General features: G+C 59.8%; 12 protein-coding genes. 7 read left to right on the top strand and 5 right to left on the bottom strand.

Features of this window, described 5'->3' with window-relative positions; all coding sequences use genetic code 11:
- Positions 1-45 precede the first annotated feature (45 nt).
- Positions 46-975 carry a methionyl-tRNA formyltransferase gene (fmt, locus tag ABQ278_RS03700; protein ID WP_349321262.1) on the top strand — a complete coding sequence of 310 codons (930 nt, stop codon included), beginning with the start codon at positions 46-48 and terminating at the stop codon, positions 973-975.
- Positions 975-1,757, top strand: coding sequence for a tRNA pseudouridine(38-40) synthase TruA (truA, locus tag ABQ278_RS03705; protein WP_349321263.1), 783 nt, complete (start codon positions 975-977; stop codon positions 1,755-1,757). Before fmt ends, truA begins: the two co-directional genes overlap by 1 nt.
- On the opposite strand, the gene dapE is transcribed toward truA, so the two are convergent.
- Positions 1,706-2,878: a succinyl-diaminopimelate desuccinylase gene (gene dapE, locus ABQ278_RS03710; RefSeq protein WP_349321264.1), complete on the bottom strand. Its 1,173-nt coding sequence runs from the start codon at positions 2,876-2,878 to the stop codon at positions 1,706-1,708. The genes truA and dapE overlap by 52 nt on opposite strands.
- An 81-nt stretch (positions 2,879-2,959) precedes the next feature.
- Between dapE and ABQ278_RS03715 the strand changes: the two genes are divergently transcribed.
- Positions 2,960-4,234 (top strand): MFS transporter, encoded by a 1,275-nt coding sequence (locus ABQ278_RS03715; RefSeq protein ID WP_349321265.1) that lies wholly within the window; start codon positions 2,960-2,962, stop codon positions 4,232-4,234.
- Positions 4,235-4,369: 135 nt separating this feature from the next.
- Here the strand turns inward: ABQ278_RS03715 and ABQ278_RS03720 are convergent, their stop codons facing one another.
- Complete coding sequence (locus tag ABQ278_RS03720; RefSeq protein ID WP_349321266.1) at positions 4,370-5,791, bottom strand: peptidoglycan DD-metalloendopeptidase family protein; 1,422 nt, start codon at positions 5,789-5,791, stop codon at positions 4,370-4,372.
- A gap of 613 nt (positions 5,792-6,404) precedes the next feature.
- Here ABQ278_RS03720 and ABQ278_RS03725 point away from each other — a divergent pair.
- Positions 6,405-9,995 (top strand): YdbH domain-containing protein, encoded by a 3,591-nt coding sequence (locus ABQ278_RS03725; protein ID WP_349321267.1) that lies wholly within the window; start codon positions 6,405-6,407, stop codon positions 9,993-9,995.
- Positions 9,996-10,047: 52 nt separating this feature from the next.
- Here ABQ278_RS03725 and ABQ278_RS03730 read toward each other — a convergent pair whose 3' ends face one another.
- The 3 genes from ABQ278_RS03730 to ABQ278_RS03740 form a co-directional block, all read right to left on the bottom strand.
- A complete protein-coding gene (locus ABQ278_RS03730) occupies positions 10,048-10,593 on the bottom strand; it encodes a dihydrofolate reductase family protein (protein ID WP_349321268.1) in 546 nt (181 codons plus the stop codon).
- Positions 10,594-10,630: 37 nt separating this feature from the next.
- On the bottom strand, positions 10,631-11,362 hold the full coding sequence (locus ABQ278_RS03735) for a hypothetical protein (protein ID WP_349321269.1): 732 nt from the start codon (positions 11,360-11,362) through the stop codon (positions 10,631-10,633).
- 155 nt (positions 11,363-11,517) lie between these two features.
- On the bottom strand, positions 11,518-12,381 hold the full coding sequence (locus ABQ278_RS03740) for a potassium channel family protein (protein WP_349321270.1): 864 nt from the start codon (positions 12,379-12,381) through the stop codon (positions 11,518-11,520).
- 227 nt (positions 12,382-12,608) lie between these two features.
- Between ABQ278_RS03740 and ABQ278_RS03745 the strand changes: the two genes are divergently transcribed.
- The 3 genes from ABQ278_RS03745 (at position 12,609) to ABQ278_RS03755 (ending at position 14,488) form a co-directional block, all read left to right on the top strand.
- A complete protein-coding gene (locus tag ABQ278_RS03745; RefSeq protein WP_349321271.1) occupies positions 12,609-12,791 on the top strand; it encodes a YnbE family lipoprotein in 183 nt (60 codons plus the stop codon).
- A gap of 23 nt (positions 12,792-12,814) precedes the next feature.
- On the top strand, positions 12,815-13,201 hold the full coding sequence (locus ABQ278_RS03750) for a YdbL family protein (RefSeq protein ID WP_349321272.1): 387 nt from the start codon (positions 12,815-12,817) through the stop codon (positions 13,199-13,201).
- Between the two features lie 189 nt (positions 13,202-13,390).
- Entirely contained in the window at positions 13,391-14,488 is a 1,098-nt protein-coding gene (locus ABQ278_RS03755) for an acyltransferase (RefSeq protein ID WP_349321273.1), read from the top strand.
- Positions 14,489-14,499 lie beyond the last annotated feature (11 nt).

Raw genomic sequence — 14,499 nt, forward strand, 5'->3', positions numbered from 1 at the left:
CACAGCGGGTTGCCCCGTGCTAAACCCATTACAAAGGAATCTGTCATGCGCTTAGCTTTCATGGGCACGCCCGAATTTGCGGTTAAAGCTCTCGCCGAACTGGTGGCGAGCGGGCATGATATCGTCTGCGTTTACAGCCAGCCGCCGGCGCCAAAAGGGCGCGGGCAGGTACTGAGTCCGTCGCCCGTCCATACCTTCGCGCAGAGCCTCGGTCTTGAGGTGCGCACACCGAAATCGATGAAGGCGCCGGAAGCCATTGCCGAATTCCAGTCGCTCGATATCGACGCCTGTATCGTGGTCGCCTACGGTCAAATCCTCAAAAAGGAAGTGCTCGATCACCCGTCGCTCGGCTGCTTCAATCTACATGCCTCCCTGCTACCGCGCTGGCGCGGTGCAGCCCCTATCCAGCGGGCTATCATGGCCGGTGACAGCCACACCGGCGTCGAGGTCATGCGTATGAGCGAAGGGCTGGACGAGGGCGCGATCATCCTGACCGGCCGTGAGGAAATCGCGCTTGAGGACACCGCCCAGACCCTGCACGACAAACTGGCCCTGCTGGGTGCTTCGCTGCTGCCGGTGGCGCTGGCCGCCATCGAGCGCGGCGGTGCGGCGGGACAGGCGCAGGTAGGCGAGCCGACCTACGCCAAAAAGATCACGCCCGAGGAAGCGCGCATCGACTGGAACCGTCCGGCGCGCGATCTCGATTTTCACATCCGCGGCCTGTCGCCCTTTCCCGGCGCCTGGTGCATGTTACCAACGCCAAAGGGCGAGCAGCGCCTCAAGATCTTGATGTCGCGTGTCACAGATGAGGTCAGCGGCGAGACGCCCGGCACCCGTCTCCTGGGCGGTTTGAAGATCGCCACGGGGGAGGGCGTCATCGAACTGGTGCGCGTTCAGCGCGAGGGTAAGGCGGCGCAGGATGCCGCCGATTTTCTCAATGGGGGCCTGCTCAATCCCGGCGATCGACTGCTCTGATGCCGCGTTACAAACTCCTCGTCGAATATGATGGCCGGCCTTATAATGGCTTTCAGGCGCAGGAAAACCAGCCGAGCGTGCAAAGCTCGTTGGAAGACGCGATCTTTAAATTCAGCGGCCAGCGCTTGCGCATCACCACGGCCGGCCGCACCGATACCGGCGTCCACGCCACCGGACAGGTGGTGACCTTCGACCTCGAAAAAGAGTACCGCCCCAAGGTGGTGCGCGACGCCATGAACGCCTACCTGATGCCGCAGCCGATTTCGGTGCTGGCGTCGGAGATTGTGGATGACGACTTCTCGGCGCGCTTTTCCGCTACCGGCCGCATGTATCTTTATCGCATTATCAACCGCGAGGGGCCGCCGGCGCTCGATCAGGGGCGCGTTTGGCACGTCAAGAAGCCACTTGATGTCGAGGCGATGGCCGAAGCGGCGCAAAGCCTGCTCGGCAAGCATGATTTCACCACCTTCCGCTTTATCGGCTGCCAGGCCAAGTCACCGGTCAAGACACTGGATATCGCGCGGGTGAAGCGCTTTGGCGAAGAGGTGCATCTGGTCTTTGCGGCGCGTTCGTTCCTGCATCGCCAGGTGCGCTCCATGACCGGCACCCTGGTCGATGTCGGCACAGGACGGCGGCCGGTCGGCTATGTGGCGGAAGCCCTGGCCGCGGCCGATCGCGCCACCTGCGGTCAGGTGGCGCCGCCGCAAGGCCTTTACCTGACGCAAGTGACCTATGATGAAGAGCCGAACTTCGAAAAATACGCTTCGATCAGGGCCGAATAGGTATCGGTCAGGGCTTCGAGATCGGCCACCGCTACGCATTCGTTGATCTGGTGCATGGTCTGGCCGACAAGGCCGAACTCAACGACCGGACATAGCGCGCGGATAAAGCGGGCATCGGACGTGCCGCCGGTGGTCGAGCGGTCGGTGTCCAGTCCGAGTGTGTCCTTGATCACGTTCGCTATCAGATCGACAAAGGTGCTGGCTTCGGTCAGGAAAGCCTCGCCTGAAATGGTTGATTTGACCTCGATCTGCGCGCCGGTCTTAGCCGCAAACTGAGCCGCGACCTCATCGAACCAGGCGCATAGTTGCGCGCCGGTGTGGGCCGGATTAAAGCGAATATTGATGCGGGCGCGGGCATCTTGAGGGATGATGTTGGTGGCGGTGTTGCCGGTGTCGATCGTGGTGATTTCCAGATTTGATGGCGGGAACTGATCGTAACCGTCATCGAGCATGCGGGCTTTCAACGCACCCAGCAGATCGACCAGCACGGGCAGTGGATTAAGCGCGCGCTGCGGATAGGCGACATGGCCCTGCTTGCCGGTGACGGTGAAGGTGGCGTTGACCGAGCCGCGCCGGCCGACCTTGATCATGTCGCCGAGTTGCGCCGAAGATGACGGCTCGCCGACGATGCAGTGGTCGATGATCTCGCCCTGATCCTTCAGCCACTCGACCACGCGGATGGTGCCGTCGGTGGCCACGCCTTCCTCATCGCCGGTGATCAGAAAGGACAATGAGCCTTTCTGGGAGCCACTCAGATCATCATGGCGCGATACGGCGGCGATCCAGGCGGCGACTCCGCCCTTCATGTCGACCGCGCCGCGCCCAATCACTGCGCCATCATGGATTTCGGCGCCAAACGGATCGTAGCGCCACAGATTGCGCACGCCGCTTGGCACCACATCGGTATGGCCGGCGAAGCACAGATTGGGCGCGGACGTGCCGCGGCGGGCATAGAGATTTTCGATCTCGCCGAATTTCAGCCGCGTGCAGGTAAAGCCCAGGCTTTCCAGCACCTGCTGCACCGTATCCATGGCACCGGCATCGACCGGCGTGACCGAGGGGCGGGTAATAAGCGCCTGTGTTAAGTGAACGACATCAAGGTTTTTGGGTGCATTTGCCATAGCTTTCCTCTAAGTCCGATTAGACTCCGGGGGAAGACTAAAAAATTCTGTCTGTCCTGTATTTTCCGATAAGGCCTTGCCGTGACCACGCCCGCCGATCCGATGGCTCCCAACCTGCCGCCGCAGCAGGAGGATAACCGCCACCCCCTGCAAATCCCTGATTTCCGCGCCTTCTGGATTTCGCGCCTCGCCGGTGTGCTGGGTACCTCGGCGCAGAGCGCGGCCATTGCCTGGCAGGTTTACGAAATTGCCCGCCGCACGCAGGGCGTGGCGGAATCGGCGCTCTATGTCGGTCTGATCGGGCTGGCACAGTTTATCACCCTGTTCGCCTTCACCCTGCCGGCAGGTATTGTCGCTGATCGCTATGACCGCAAGAAGATCGTCAGCGTCGTTCTGCTGCTGCAGTTGCTGCTGTCGCTCGGCTTCTTCGCCTATTCCTTTATACCCAATCCGCCGTTCTGGGGCCTGTTCGCCCTCAGCGCCGTGCTGGGCGCCTTACGGGCTTTCAGCGCGCCCGCCAGTTCGGCGATTGGTCCGATGCTGGTGCCCAAGCATATCCTGCCGCAGGCGATCGCCGTCAATTCCATGGCCTTTCAGGCAGGTCTGATCGTCGGGCCGGCGATTGGTGGCGTGCTGGTCGGCATATCGCCACGTTTCGCCTATGGCTTCTGCGCCGGACTTTGCCTTCTGGCGGCGGTTCTGATCATGACCATCCGCGCTCCCACCTTGCCGGATGCGCCCTCAGGCTCCAAGACCGCCATGCTGAAGGAAGGCATGGCCTATATCTGGTCCAACAAGGTCATTCTGGGCGCGATTTCGCTCGATCTGTTCGCTGTGCTTCTGGGCGGCGCCATCGCGCTCATGCCGATCTACGTCAAGGATATCCTGCATGCCGGACCGGAGATGTTCGGCATTCTGCGCGCGTCGCCGGCCATCGGCGCTATCGTCACCTCGTTTATCCTGTCCTACCGGCCGATCCGGCGCAATGCCGGACGCTGGATGTTCGGTGGCGTGGCGGTCTTCGGGTTATCGACCATCGCTTTTGGTGTCTCGGAAATGATCTGGGTGTCAATTATCTCGATGATCGTGCTCGGTGCAGCCGATATGATCAGTGTCTATGTCCGCGGCACCCTCGTCCAGATCGTCACGCCCAACCATATGCGCGGCCGCGTCGCATCTGTGTCCTACCTGTTCATCGGTGCGTCCAATGAACTGGGTGAGTTCGAAACCGGCGTCATCGCGCGCCTGATGGGGCCGGTCAATGCGGCGCTCTTTGGCGGCATCGGTTCGCTGGTCGTCACCGGCGCCTGGATGAAGCTGTTTCCGAGTTTATACAAAGCCGACCGCCTGGAATAGGGAAGCGGTCATCCTTGGCCGACTAATACGCAGTCTGCGCTAGCGGGTACTTAAGTGCCCGCGTCGCTTGCCGGCTATTATTCGGACACAAGGCTGACCGCTTCCCCGCGTCAGGTGTTTGTAAGACTAAGAAGTTTAGCGGGTGCCGCGTGTGGTGGTAAGGGCGGAGCGCAAGGGGCGGGCGCTGTTGCTGCGCACAGGGCTGACCTCGGTCTGGGCCAGGGCCTGTGGACGCGCGGTCTGGTTCTCGTTGTCGACGCGATAAGCCAGGGCGTCGTTTTTCTGGATCGTGCCATTCGGGCTGACCTCAGCCAGGGCGATCATCGAGTTGATTTCACGCTTGCGGGCGCGGAAGGCGTTCAGGTCGTTGCCGGCCAGCATGCTGGATTGCGGCACCTTGGCGCCCTTGGGATCGATCGGGTGGTGGTCTTTCCAGACCTCGAAATGCAGATGCGGACCGGTTGAGCGGCCGGTGGTCCCGACATAACCGATAATCTGGCCTTGCGTCACGCGCTGACCGGGACGGACCGCGATCGACGACATGTGACCGTAGCCGGTTTCCCACTCTTTATTGTGAGCGATACGGACCCAGCGGCCATAACCGCCCCACCACTTGGCGTCCATCACCACACCATCGCCGGCGGCTTGAATCGGGGTGCCGGTGGGGGCAGCGAAATCGATGCCGGTGTGCATCTTCATGAAGCCGACGATCGGGTGGAAGCGCATGCCGAAGCCGGACGATGTGCGGGCGCCGTAGATCGGCGTTGCTAGCAGGAAGCCTTTGATATTCTTGCCGGTTTCATCATAATATTCGATGGAGCGGCCGCCGTTGGGCGTAAAGGAATAGAAGCGGTCGACGCCGCCCTTAGCCTCGATCTCGGCATACAGCAGATTGCCTGCCTCGACCGTACGGCCGCTTTCGGTGACCTTGCGGTCGAACACCATCTTGAAAGTGTCGCCCGACTGGATATCGCGCTCGAAATCGAGCTTGTGGGCGAACAGCTTGACGACCTGCGCGGTCAGCGTCGGGGTGGCGCCGAGCGCCGCGGCCGAGGTGAACAGGGAGCCATCAATGGTACCGATCGCGACGCGGCGCTCATCGCGTACCGACTCTTCCAGCGCGCGCAGGCGCATGACGCCGTCGCGGTCCTTGGTCAGGGTCAGTTGCTTGGCGGGGCCGGTGCGGACGGTCAGGCCCAGAAGCTGGGCGTCACCCTCGCCGCTGATCGGCTTGGCTATGGCGGCCTCCAAGCTGAGGCCGGCCTTGATATTGGTGATATTGAAGGAGTGGGACAGAAGCTTGATGGCTGCCTTGGCTTCATCGGGCTTCACGCCCATACGGGTGACGGCCTGATCGAGTGTTTCACCGGCGCGCAGCGAGATCGGCATGTCGATGGGCTGGCTGTAACCGGGACGCGCGGCGGCTTCGGCATAGGCTTGCGTTTCCAGCGCCATGGCGGCGGCGGGGTCCATGGGCGCGCCCATACCCTGCATCGGCTGCACCATCTTCCACAGAAGCGTGCCGACCGTCAGCGCCGTCGCCAGGGCAAAAACCATGGGCGTAAGTCTGACGGGCTGCCGGCGGGGGTCAAGTTGAGCCATGTACGCGTATTCGTCCTGTTAAGCGAAGGGCGTAAAGGTTCGCCCCCTGTCGATATGGCCCTCGAAGCTATGAGCGGCCGGATACTCAGTTTTTCGCAAGCCTAAGGCTACGGTTTCAGGCAAGACTCGTGATGAATGGCACCATGGGCTGAGTCTTAACAATGTGGAAGGCTCTGCTTACGCCTAAATAAGGCGAAAATGAGGCACGTTTTTGCCCCGTCACGGATCCTTGTGACCCGTGGATTTAGTCTATTATCCTTAAAATCCTGCTTACAAACAGGTTAATGAAAAATTAATGTCGCGAATGGACAAATTCGCGTCTCGGGTGTTGTGTTCATAAGGTCTTCATAAACTGTGGAAAACCGTCATAAATCCATCCAAGGGGCAAAAAGGGAGCGCGCATCACGCGTTCGCCGGATTTTGGGCTAAAACCTGCCCTAGACTGTGTCAAAAGGGATAAAACAAAATGTCATCGGCTCCACATTTTTTAAGAGATTTGCATGATACTGTACGCGAACGGGGAAAATGCCCGGCCCAAGCCTTTGCAGAAGCGTCCAAGATTTCCTGAATGACTGCCTTTTCCCATCCTTCTCTTTCTGCGGCAGACGAAGAAGCTCTGTGGTTCCCGGTGCATATGAGCGGCGGTGACAGCTTTTCGCGTCCGACGGGGATCGATGGCGCCGGTGATGATGGGCCAGAAGATCACGATGCTATCGGCCTGCCGGGGCGTCGCCCTGCCGGGCCGGGTGGCAAGCCGCCGGCCAAAAAGTCTGGCGCGGGGCTGCCGGGCTGGGTGTGGTTCACCCTGTGCGGTGCCGCAGCGCTCGGTATCGCTGTCGTGGTGGCGCGCAAGGAGATCGCCGAGTCCGTCGCCGAATCCTGGCTCAAGGGGCAGGGCGTGTCGGCCGATATCAAGCTTGACGCTTTTTCGCTGAACCATGTGTCCGGCGCGGTGCTGATCCGTGACGGCAAAAATCCGAACATGAGCATCGGCCGTTTCGACGTCGATTATGGCCTCAATCTCTTTGCCGGTGGCGGGCTGCCGCTGGCGCGCGTCGAGCGTATTCACCTCGTCAAGCCGGTGCTGGCGTTTTCGATCAAGGACGGCAAGCTGAATTTCGGCACGCTCGACAAGATCGTGCAGGACGCCCTGTCGGCGCCCCCCTCCAATGCCCCGCTGCCACGCGATATTCTCATTGAGGATGCCACCGTGACGGTGGACAGCGATTACGGCAAACTGACCGGACGCGGTGGTATCAGTTTGCATAATGGCCAGCTCGCCATGCTCGATCTGCGCCTGCCAAAGACGCACCTGACGGGCAAGCTCGGTGTCGGTGATCTGCACGAAGGCCGCATCACCGCCCGTTCGGTCAACACCGGCAAGAACGGCGATCAACTCCACGTTCAGGCCCACATGACCGGTGACAACTGGACGGTGAAGGCTGCCGGCAATCTGGTCGAGACGATCGGCGCGGAGGAAGAACGTTTCTACGGCCAGAACATCGTCCTGGAACTCGACGCCTATCTGCCCTATCGCCATGCCAAATCGATGTACGAGGCTTTTAGCGGCCCGACGGCGGCGGTTTTCGATCTGCGCGCCGACGAGGTACGAAATCCTGGCCTGCACGCCAGCTCTTTCAAGGCCCACCTGCAACTCGATGGCCAGCTCAAAACCAACGAAAAGGGCAGCGCCTATTCCGGCGCCGCGAATGTCACCTCCAGCGCTGATAGCTTCCATGCCGGCGATATGCAGATCGATACGGCCAGTATCGAAGGCCGCGATCTCCAGCTCAATACCGGCTTTTCCAGCGAAACCGGCCTGGCCTTCAATCTGACCGGCCCGGTCAGGGGCGATGTCGGTCGGCTGCAACAGGGCGACCTTCTGCTGAAAGCGGCGCATATCGACCTTGGCGAACTGGCCGTGGCGTCCGATGCTGATGGCGCCAGGGCGACCTTTAGCGGCGACATGGCGCTTGGGCATCTGGCAACCGGCGATGTGTCGCTGGATCAGACCATGGCCTCGCTGGAAGGCGGCGCAAAGGCGGGCGGCGACGCTGGCCCGTGGAATGTCACGCTTAAGAGCAATATCGCCAGTAATAATGCCCGTTACCGTGGTCTGAATGCCATGGCGCGTGATCGGGCGCAGGCGCGCATTGAAGCCGCAAAAGTCCCGCCAAAGCCGGGTGTGCCGCTTGATCCGGGGCCTGACGCCATCATCGCGCTCGATCGCGCGCTGGATCGTTTCTCCTTGCGCGTTAAAGCCCTGAACGTGGCCGTCAGCGGCGATAGCCCGGATGTAACCCCGCTGGTGGCGGTGCGGATGCAGGGCGCTGAAGCGGGCCTGAAGGGCGGCGGCAAGGTGACGCTGGCACCGCATGCCACAAAGCCGGTCTATTCCAATACCAATAGCGGCGCTTTCGGACTGGCGCTAAGCGGCCCTGACCTGCCGCAGATCGCGCTGGCGGTCGATAATCTCGGACCGGCGTCGGGGAATGTGGCGGCCGGTAAGTATAGTCTGGCGGCGCAGTTCAATTTCGATCCGGTGAGCGGTATCAAGTTCGATGGCCACGGGCGCTTCACCTTGCTGAACGGCGGCGGCATAAGTGCCACGCTCGATAAGGAGGCGCATTTCAGTGCCCAATCGGCCGAACTGGGTGATCATGTCGAGAACCTTTCCGCCACCCTGCGTCAGAACGGCAAGACCTTCCTCGTCTTTACGCCCAATGCCTGGCGGGCCAGCGGTGCGTTTAGCGATCTCGCCCTGACCGCGCCGAACGAAGTGGTAGGCTTAAAAGGCGGGCAGGGGACGTTTGAGGCCTATGCTCTGGCGGATGGTGTTGGTTTCAAGGCCGATCTGGCCACCTCGACGGTGAGCGACGGCGTCCCCGAAGACGCAACGCGCTTCAATCCGCTGCTGCTATCCGGCACCATCGGCCAGGACCGGAAAGCCCTGACCGGTCGTTTCTTCGCTGCCACGCCAAGCACCAAGGGCGCGGATGGCAAGCCATTGCGGATCGTGGCAATCCATCTCGACAATGATGTTGCCAGTGGTGCGGGCGCCCTGTCGTTCAAGACGCTCGACCTGAATTTTGTACCTGATGGCCTGCAACCGATCTACCTGTCACCGCCGATGGCTGCGATTTTCAGCCGTAATGTCACGGGGCCGATGAGTTTTGAGGGGGCTTTCAACTGGACAAAGACAAGCAGTTCCAGCGATGGGGTGCTGACCATCGGCGTGAATGATTTTGTCGCGGCTACCGAACATGCTCCCTACGGCGTGGGCATGAGTTTCTTCGGCTCCACCGGGGCCTCGCAAGGCCTGACCGGTCAGATAAGGTTCGATTCGCTGGCGCCTTTACATTCTCTGCCTGGCCAGAAGATACATTTGGCGCGAACAGAATTAGGCATCCCGCTCACCGATCTTGATTTGAGCCTGCAAATACTTGGCGACCATCTCACGCTTGAAAGGGCCACGGTGGAAAGCCCTGGCGGTCAGGTCAGGCTGGAGCCGACGGATATCTATTTTGACGCCAAGGCCCCCATTAAGGGCGTGCTGGCTTTTGATGGTCTTGATTTCGGCGCGGTTGTCGCGTCGACAAGTCTGAACAAGAGCATGAGCTTCAAGGGGCATATGACGGGCCATCTGCCTTTTGTCTATGATCAGGGCCACCTCAAATTCGTTGACGGCACGATGCAATCGGATGCGCCGGGACAAATATCAATTTATCGCACGGCAGTGACGGGTGTAAACACGGCCACAGGTACGGTCACGAGCGATGCACCGAGCGCTACCGCCGCCTTAGCTGCGAAGAATGCACAAGCCGCCGCCGCCGCCGATCCGGCCTTCAACCCCTTCCAGGATCTGGCCTATCAGGCGATGGAATATGTCACATACGATCAGCTCGACGCACGTCTCAATTCCCGGGACGACCTCATTCTGAATATCAATTTTCACATCAAAGGCTATTTCGACCCGCCGCATCAACAAAAGGCGAATATCAGCCTGTTCGACTATATCAGTGGCAAGTGGTTGCAGAAGCCGATCACATTGCCCTCCAGGACACCGGTCGAGCTTTATCTGGAAATGCCTATTAATCTTGATGAGATGCTCAATGATCTGACGAATATTAATTTAAGAACGGCACAAAAGCCGCAATAACTCTGATGACGGTGCACCGTGACACGGTGCTCATATCTAAGGTCAGATTCGGTTAGGCCGGCACATAGACCAGGTGAAGGGTTTCGTCATCAATCAGCGTGTTGGATGCCAGGTGAAGGGGCGGGCGGCTCTCGTGGAAAAACGGCTTGCCCTGGCCGAGCACAAAGGGACGCAGGTGGAGGCGGTATTCATCGATCAGGCCAAGCTGGGTCATCAGGCCGGCGAGTTCCGGACCGGAGACGCTCATCGTCCCGTCGTTGCGCGCCTTTAGCTCACGAACTTTCGCCTCGATATCGCCGGAAATGAGCGTGGTGTTCGGGCCGAGATCAGCGAGCGTGCGGGAGACAACCCATTTCGGCAGTTTGCGCCAGGCGATGGCGAATGTACGTAGCGGCTCATCCCACTCCGGGCGATCCTCGTCCCAGTAGCGCATGACCTCGTACATGCGCCGGCCGTAGAGACTGCCGGTATAGCCCTGTATGGTCTCGATCCAGTACTGGAAGTGCTTCTGACTTGGCGGCCCCATAACCAGGTTGCTGCCGAGATCGTCGACATAGCCATCAAGCGAGACGTTCATTTCCAGGACAAACTTGCTCATAATGGGCCTCCACGCTGCCGATTTTGCCGTATGAGACCTATCGTAAAGACAAGCCATCGATGACTACGGGGCGCGTCGCTGGTTGAAAGTCATCAATTGCCCAACACAAATCTCCGCCTTGATGTAGCGATGCAACTTGCGCGGCTACAGATGTCTTAGGCTCGACTGTCGCGCCAATGTTTGTGATCTTTATTGCGCCCGAAAGACGACGAGCATCATCGTAGAAAGAAACTGTGGCAGGAGGCGCTTCAAAGTATTTGCCAGTCGCCTTTTCCGTCAGTGATACAAAAAGCAGTGATGCCGCTGGCCATGCCACGATCGTGGACGTGACCTCGACAATGTATTTCCGCGTGTTGCGCCTTTTTTGCAAGAAGCGAAGTCGATCGCCTTCACGGGAGACGATTGCTGCCGTTTGCCTGATCAAATCAGTTTTTTGAGGTGCCGAGGCGCATACAGCATCAACAATTCCCTTTTCAATTCGATCGGTTGCATCGACGCCAGGGAATTCAGCGGGTACCCCGACGTCTACGTAACGCTGCCACCACTCCCCACCGCGACTGGTAACCATGACTTCGCCGTCACCAATTGAGGGTGCAAAGTACACATATAACGCAGTGTGGGCCCCGACACTTACGCCCTCTGCATTGACCGCCCACGCGAGCCGGCGTCCAAATGCGACCTGCTCCTCAAAGCCTTTGAGGTCGGTGTGATAGCTCCCCGCGAAGAGACGAATGTCATTCAAGCGTGAAGGGCGGCCGTCCTTTGTCATAGGGCTACAGTAGCATTCGGTTGGAACCAATGAAACCCTCTACAAGTTCGCAACGGGTGCTAAGCGTTCAAAGCGCCAAATCTTAAGATGCAGCCTATCCGTGCTGGATGGGCAGCCGCTCCGCTTCAAGTCGACATCTTCGCTACTCGGCAAGCCTATTGCGTTGATGCCGATTTAGCGGTGGCATCCGTGCGGGCGATCTCGACAATAACATCGCCGGCCTCAAGCGTTTGCGCTGGCTTTTCCCAATAGCCGTAGATCTTGCCGTGGCGTGAAATGCGCAGGCCCTTGCCGGTGGTCAGCCCGCTCAGCGGATGGCCGACTTCGGCGCTGGTGACCTCGCGTTCGCGCAGGACCACATTGCCATCGGCCGAGGCCAGGTCGGCGATGCAATCGACCACATGCGGGCCTTCGGAGGTGCGCGCCAGCAGATGGCCGGCCATGCTGACCGGATTGATGATGTTGGTCGCGCCGGCCTGACGGATCAGGTCCTCGTTTTCCGTGGCGCGGACCGTGGCGCTGATCGGCACCTGCGCGTTCATCTGGCGGGCGCTTAGCACGATCAGCACGGTGGAATCGTCGCGGTGGGTGCAAACCATCACGGCGCGCGCGCTTTTCACGCGCGCCGCTTCCTGCGTGGCGTTGTAGGTGGCGTCACCCTCGATGCCGGTGACGCCGCGCTCCACGGCGGCAGTGATGCGCGCCGCACTCTGATCGACCACGACGATGCCGGTGGGCTTGACGCCCTGACGCAGCAGTTCGCCCACGGCCGCCTCGCCGGTGGCGCCATAACCATAAATGATAATGTGGTCCTTGAGGCCCCTGCGGATCATGCGTGTCCTGATCTGTTCCCACGTACTCTTAAGGGCCAGAGTATAGGCCGTGCCGAAGAAGATTATCCAGATAAAAAGCCGTACCGGCGTGACGACGAAGGTATCGAACATGCGCGCCCGGTCGGTAACCGGCGTGATATCGCCATAACCGACCGTGGTGACGGTGGTGGCGGTAAAATAGACCACATCGGAGAAGGAGACGTCGCCATCAACATTATCTCTCAGGCCGTCGCGATCGAACCAGTGACCGGCGTGTCGGGCAGGGTATCTGAGGGTAGCATGGCGCCATCATCCCAAGACTTACCGGAAAAGTCACGCGGCGAAAATTCTCATTTCCGTTCAGCCACGGTTCAGCCTATATCTGGCATTATCGTAGCGTGGAAAGTTACAGCTCGATTATGAGGGAGCCATTTATGAGAAAAGCGATTGCGGCGGCAGCTCTGGTTTTTAGCGCGTCCGCGCTGATGGCCTGCACGCCCTCGGTCAATGTCAACGTCAACCTGGCGCCAATCTACGCCAAGCTCGACGTCAATGTGAAGGTTCAACTGGATCAGGACGTGAAAGCGCTCATCCAAGAGAATCCGAACCTGTTCTAAATGCTGGGAAAGTGAGAAACGCTATGAAAAAGACCTCTCTGCTGAAAGCCGTCCTGACCGCAGCCGCCCTGGCTGGCTCGGTCGTCGCGGTCAGCGCCGTCGTGATCGCGCCCGCCTATGCCGATGTCGCCGCGTCCAAGGCGCTGGTCGATGCCGCCAAGAGCAAGGGCGTTGTCGGGGAAGGCAATACTGGTTACCTCGCCTTCGTATCAGGCGGTGGCGATGCCACCACCAAGGCCGCGGTTGATGAAATCAATGCCGGTCGCCGCAGCGTCTATGGTCAGGCCGCCGCCAAGAACGGCGTCTCGTCCGAAGCCGCCGGCATTTCGGCCTATGCCAATGTCATCGTGCCGAAGCTGAAGGCCGGTGAATATTATCAGGATGCCAACGGCGCCTGGGTGAAGAAGTAGGCGTTACATCGGTTTTGACATGCAAAGCCCTCTGGTCGCTGTGTCCGGAGGGCTTTTCTGTGTCCGTTTACCGTTTATGTAACAAATTCCGGCACACTTCCTGCATGGACCCTACCGTTCGCCTGTGAGGCGCCAATTTCAAGACAATTCCGCTTCTTTCGGGCAAGAGGCGGCGGGAAGGCCGGAGTTATGAACGATCACCTGAAGCCTCTGACATCGCTGCGCTTTTTCGCAGCCCTCTGGGTGGTGCTCTATACCTATATTCACGAACTGAGCGGTAATGTCAGTCTGGGCGTGATCGATAAAGGGTATCTCGGCGTCGATCTGTTCTTCGTGTTGTCCGGTTTCATCCTCTCTTATGTCTATCTCGATAGCTACGGCGAGGGACGTTTCAAATACGGCCAGTTCACGATCCATCGTCTGGCGCGGGTTTATCCCCTGCATATTGCCACCCTGCTGTTTACCCTCCTGCTGATCACAGCTGCCGCGATCAAGGGCGTGACGCTCGATGAGAATGCCGCCAACTGGGCCGCCCTGCCGGCGCACCTGACCCTGACCCAGGCCTGGGGACTGGCGCCGACCGCTTCGTTCAACCATCCTTCGTGGTCGATTTCGGCCGAATGGTTCGCCTATCTCGTCTTTCCGGCCGTGGCCTTTGTGGCGTGGCGCCTGCGCGAACGTCCGGTTCTGGCGGTTTCGCTGGCCATCGCGTTTCTCATCGCGCTCAATCTCACTTTTTCGGCCCTGGCTGGCTTCAGCCTGACCCGCGCCACCTTCCAGTGGGGCGCGCTGCGAATCGTGCCGAGCTTCCTCTATGGCAGTGCGCTCTATCTGGCCTGGCGTTCCGGCGCGGTATCGAAACCATGGGTGGCTCAGGCCGGCACGGCGATGGCGCTTCTGACCGTGATCCTGGCTGCGAGCTTCGCGCAGTCGGATATCCTGATTGTGATCGCTCTGGGTCTCTTGGTGTTGTCGATTTCCGGCTTGGGGCAAAATGGCAAGGGCCTGATGTCAGGAAAAGTTCTCGTCTATCTCGGGGAGATCTCCTTCGCCACCTATATGATCTACGTGCCGTGGAAATGGGTGTATCTCAAGGGTGCCAACGCGCTCCTCGGCACCGATCACGGGGCTCTGCCGTTTGTCTGGTGGTTCGCCGGATTGCTGGCCCTGGTGCCGCTTTCTATGCTGGCGCACCATCTGGTGGAGCGTCCGTTCCGCAAGACTGTGCGGCACTATGGCGAACGACTTCACGGAATGATCACGTATTCGTGGGTTAAACAAGGTTAATTTTTTGCCCC

Source organism: Asticcacaulis sp. MM231 (assembly GCF_964186625.1).
In the GTDB taxonomy this organism is placed as follows: domain Bacteria; phylum Pseudomonadota; class Alphaproteobacteria; order Caulobacterales; family Caulobacteraceae; genus Asticcacaulis.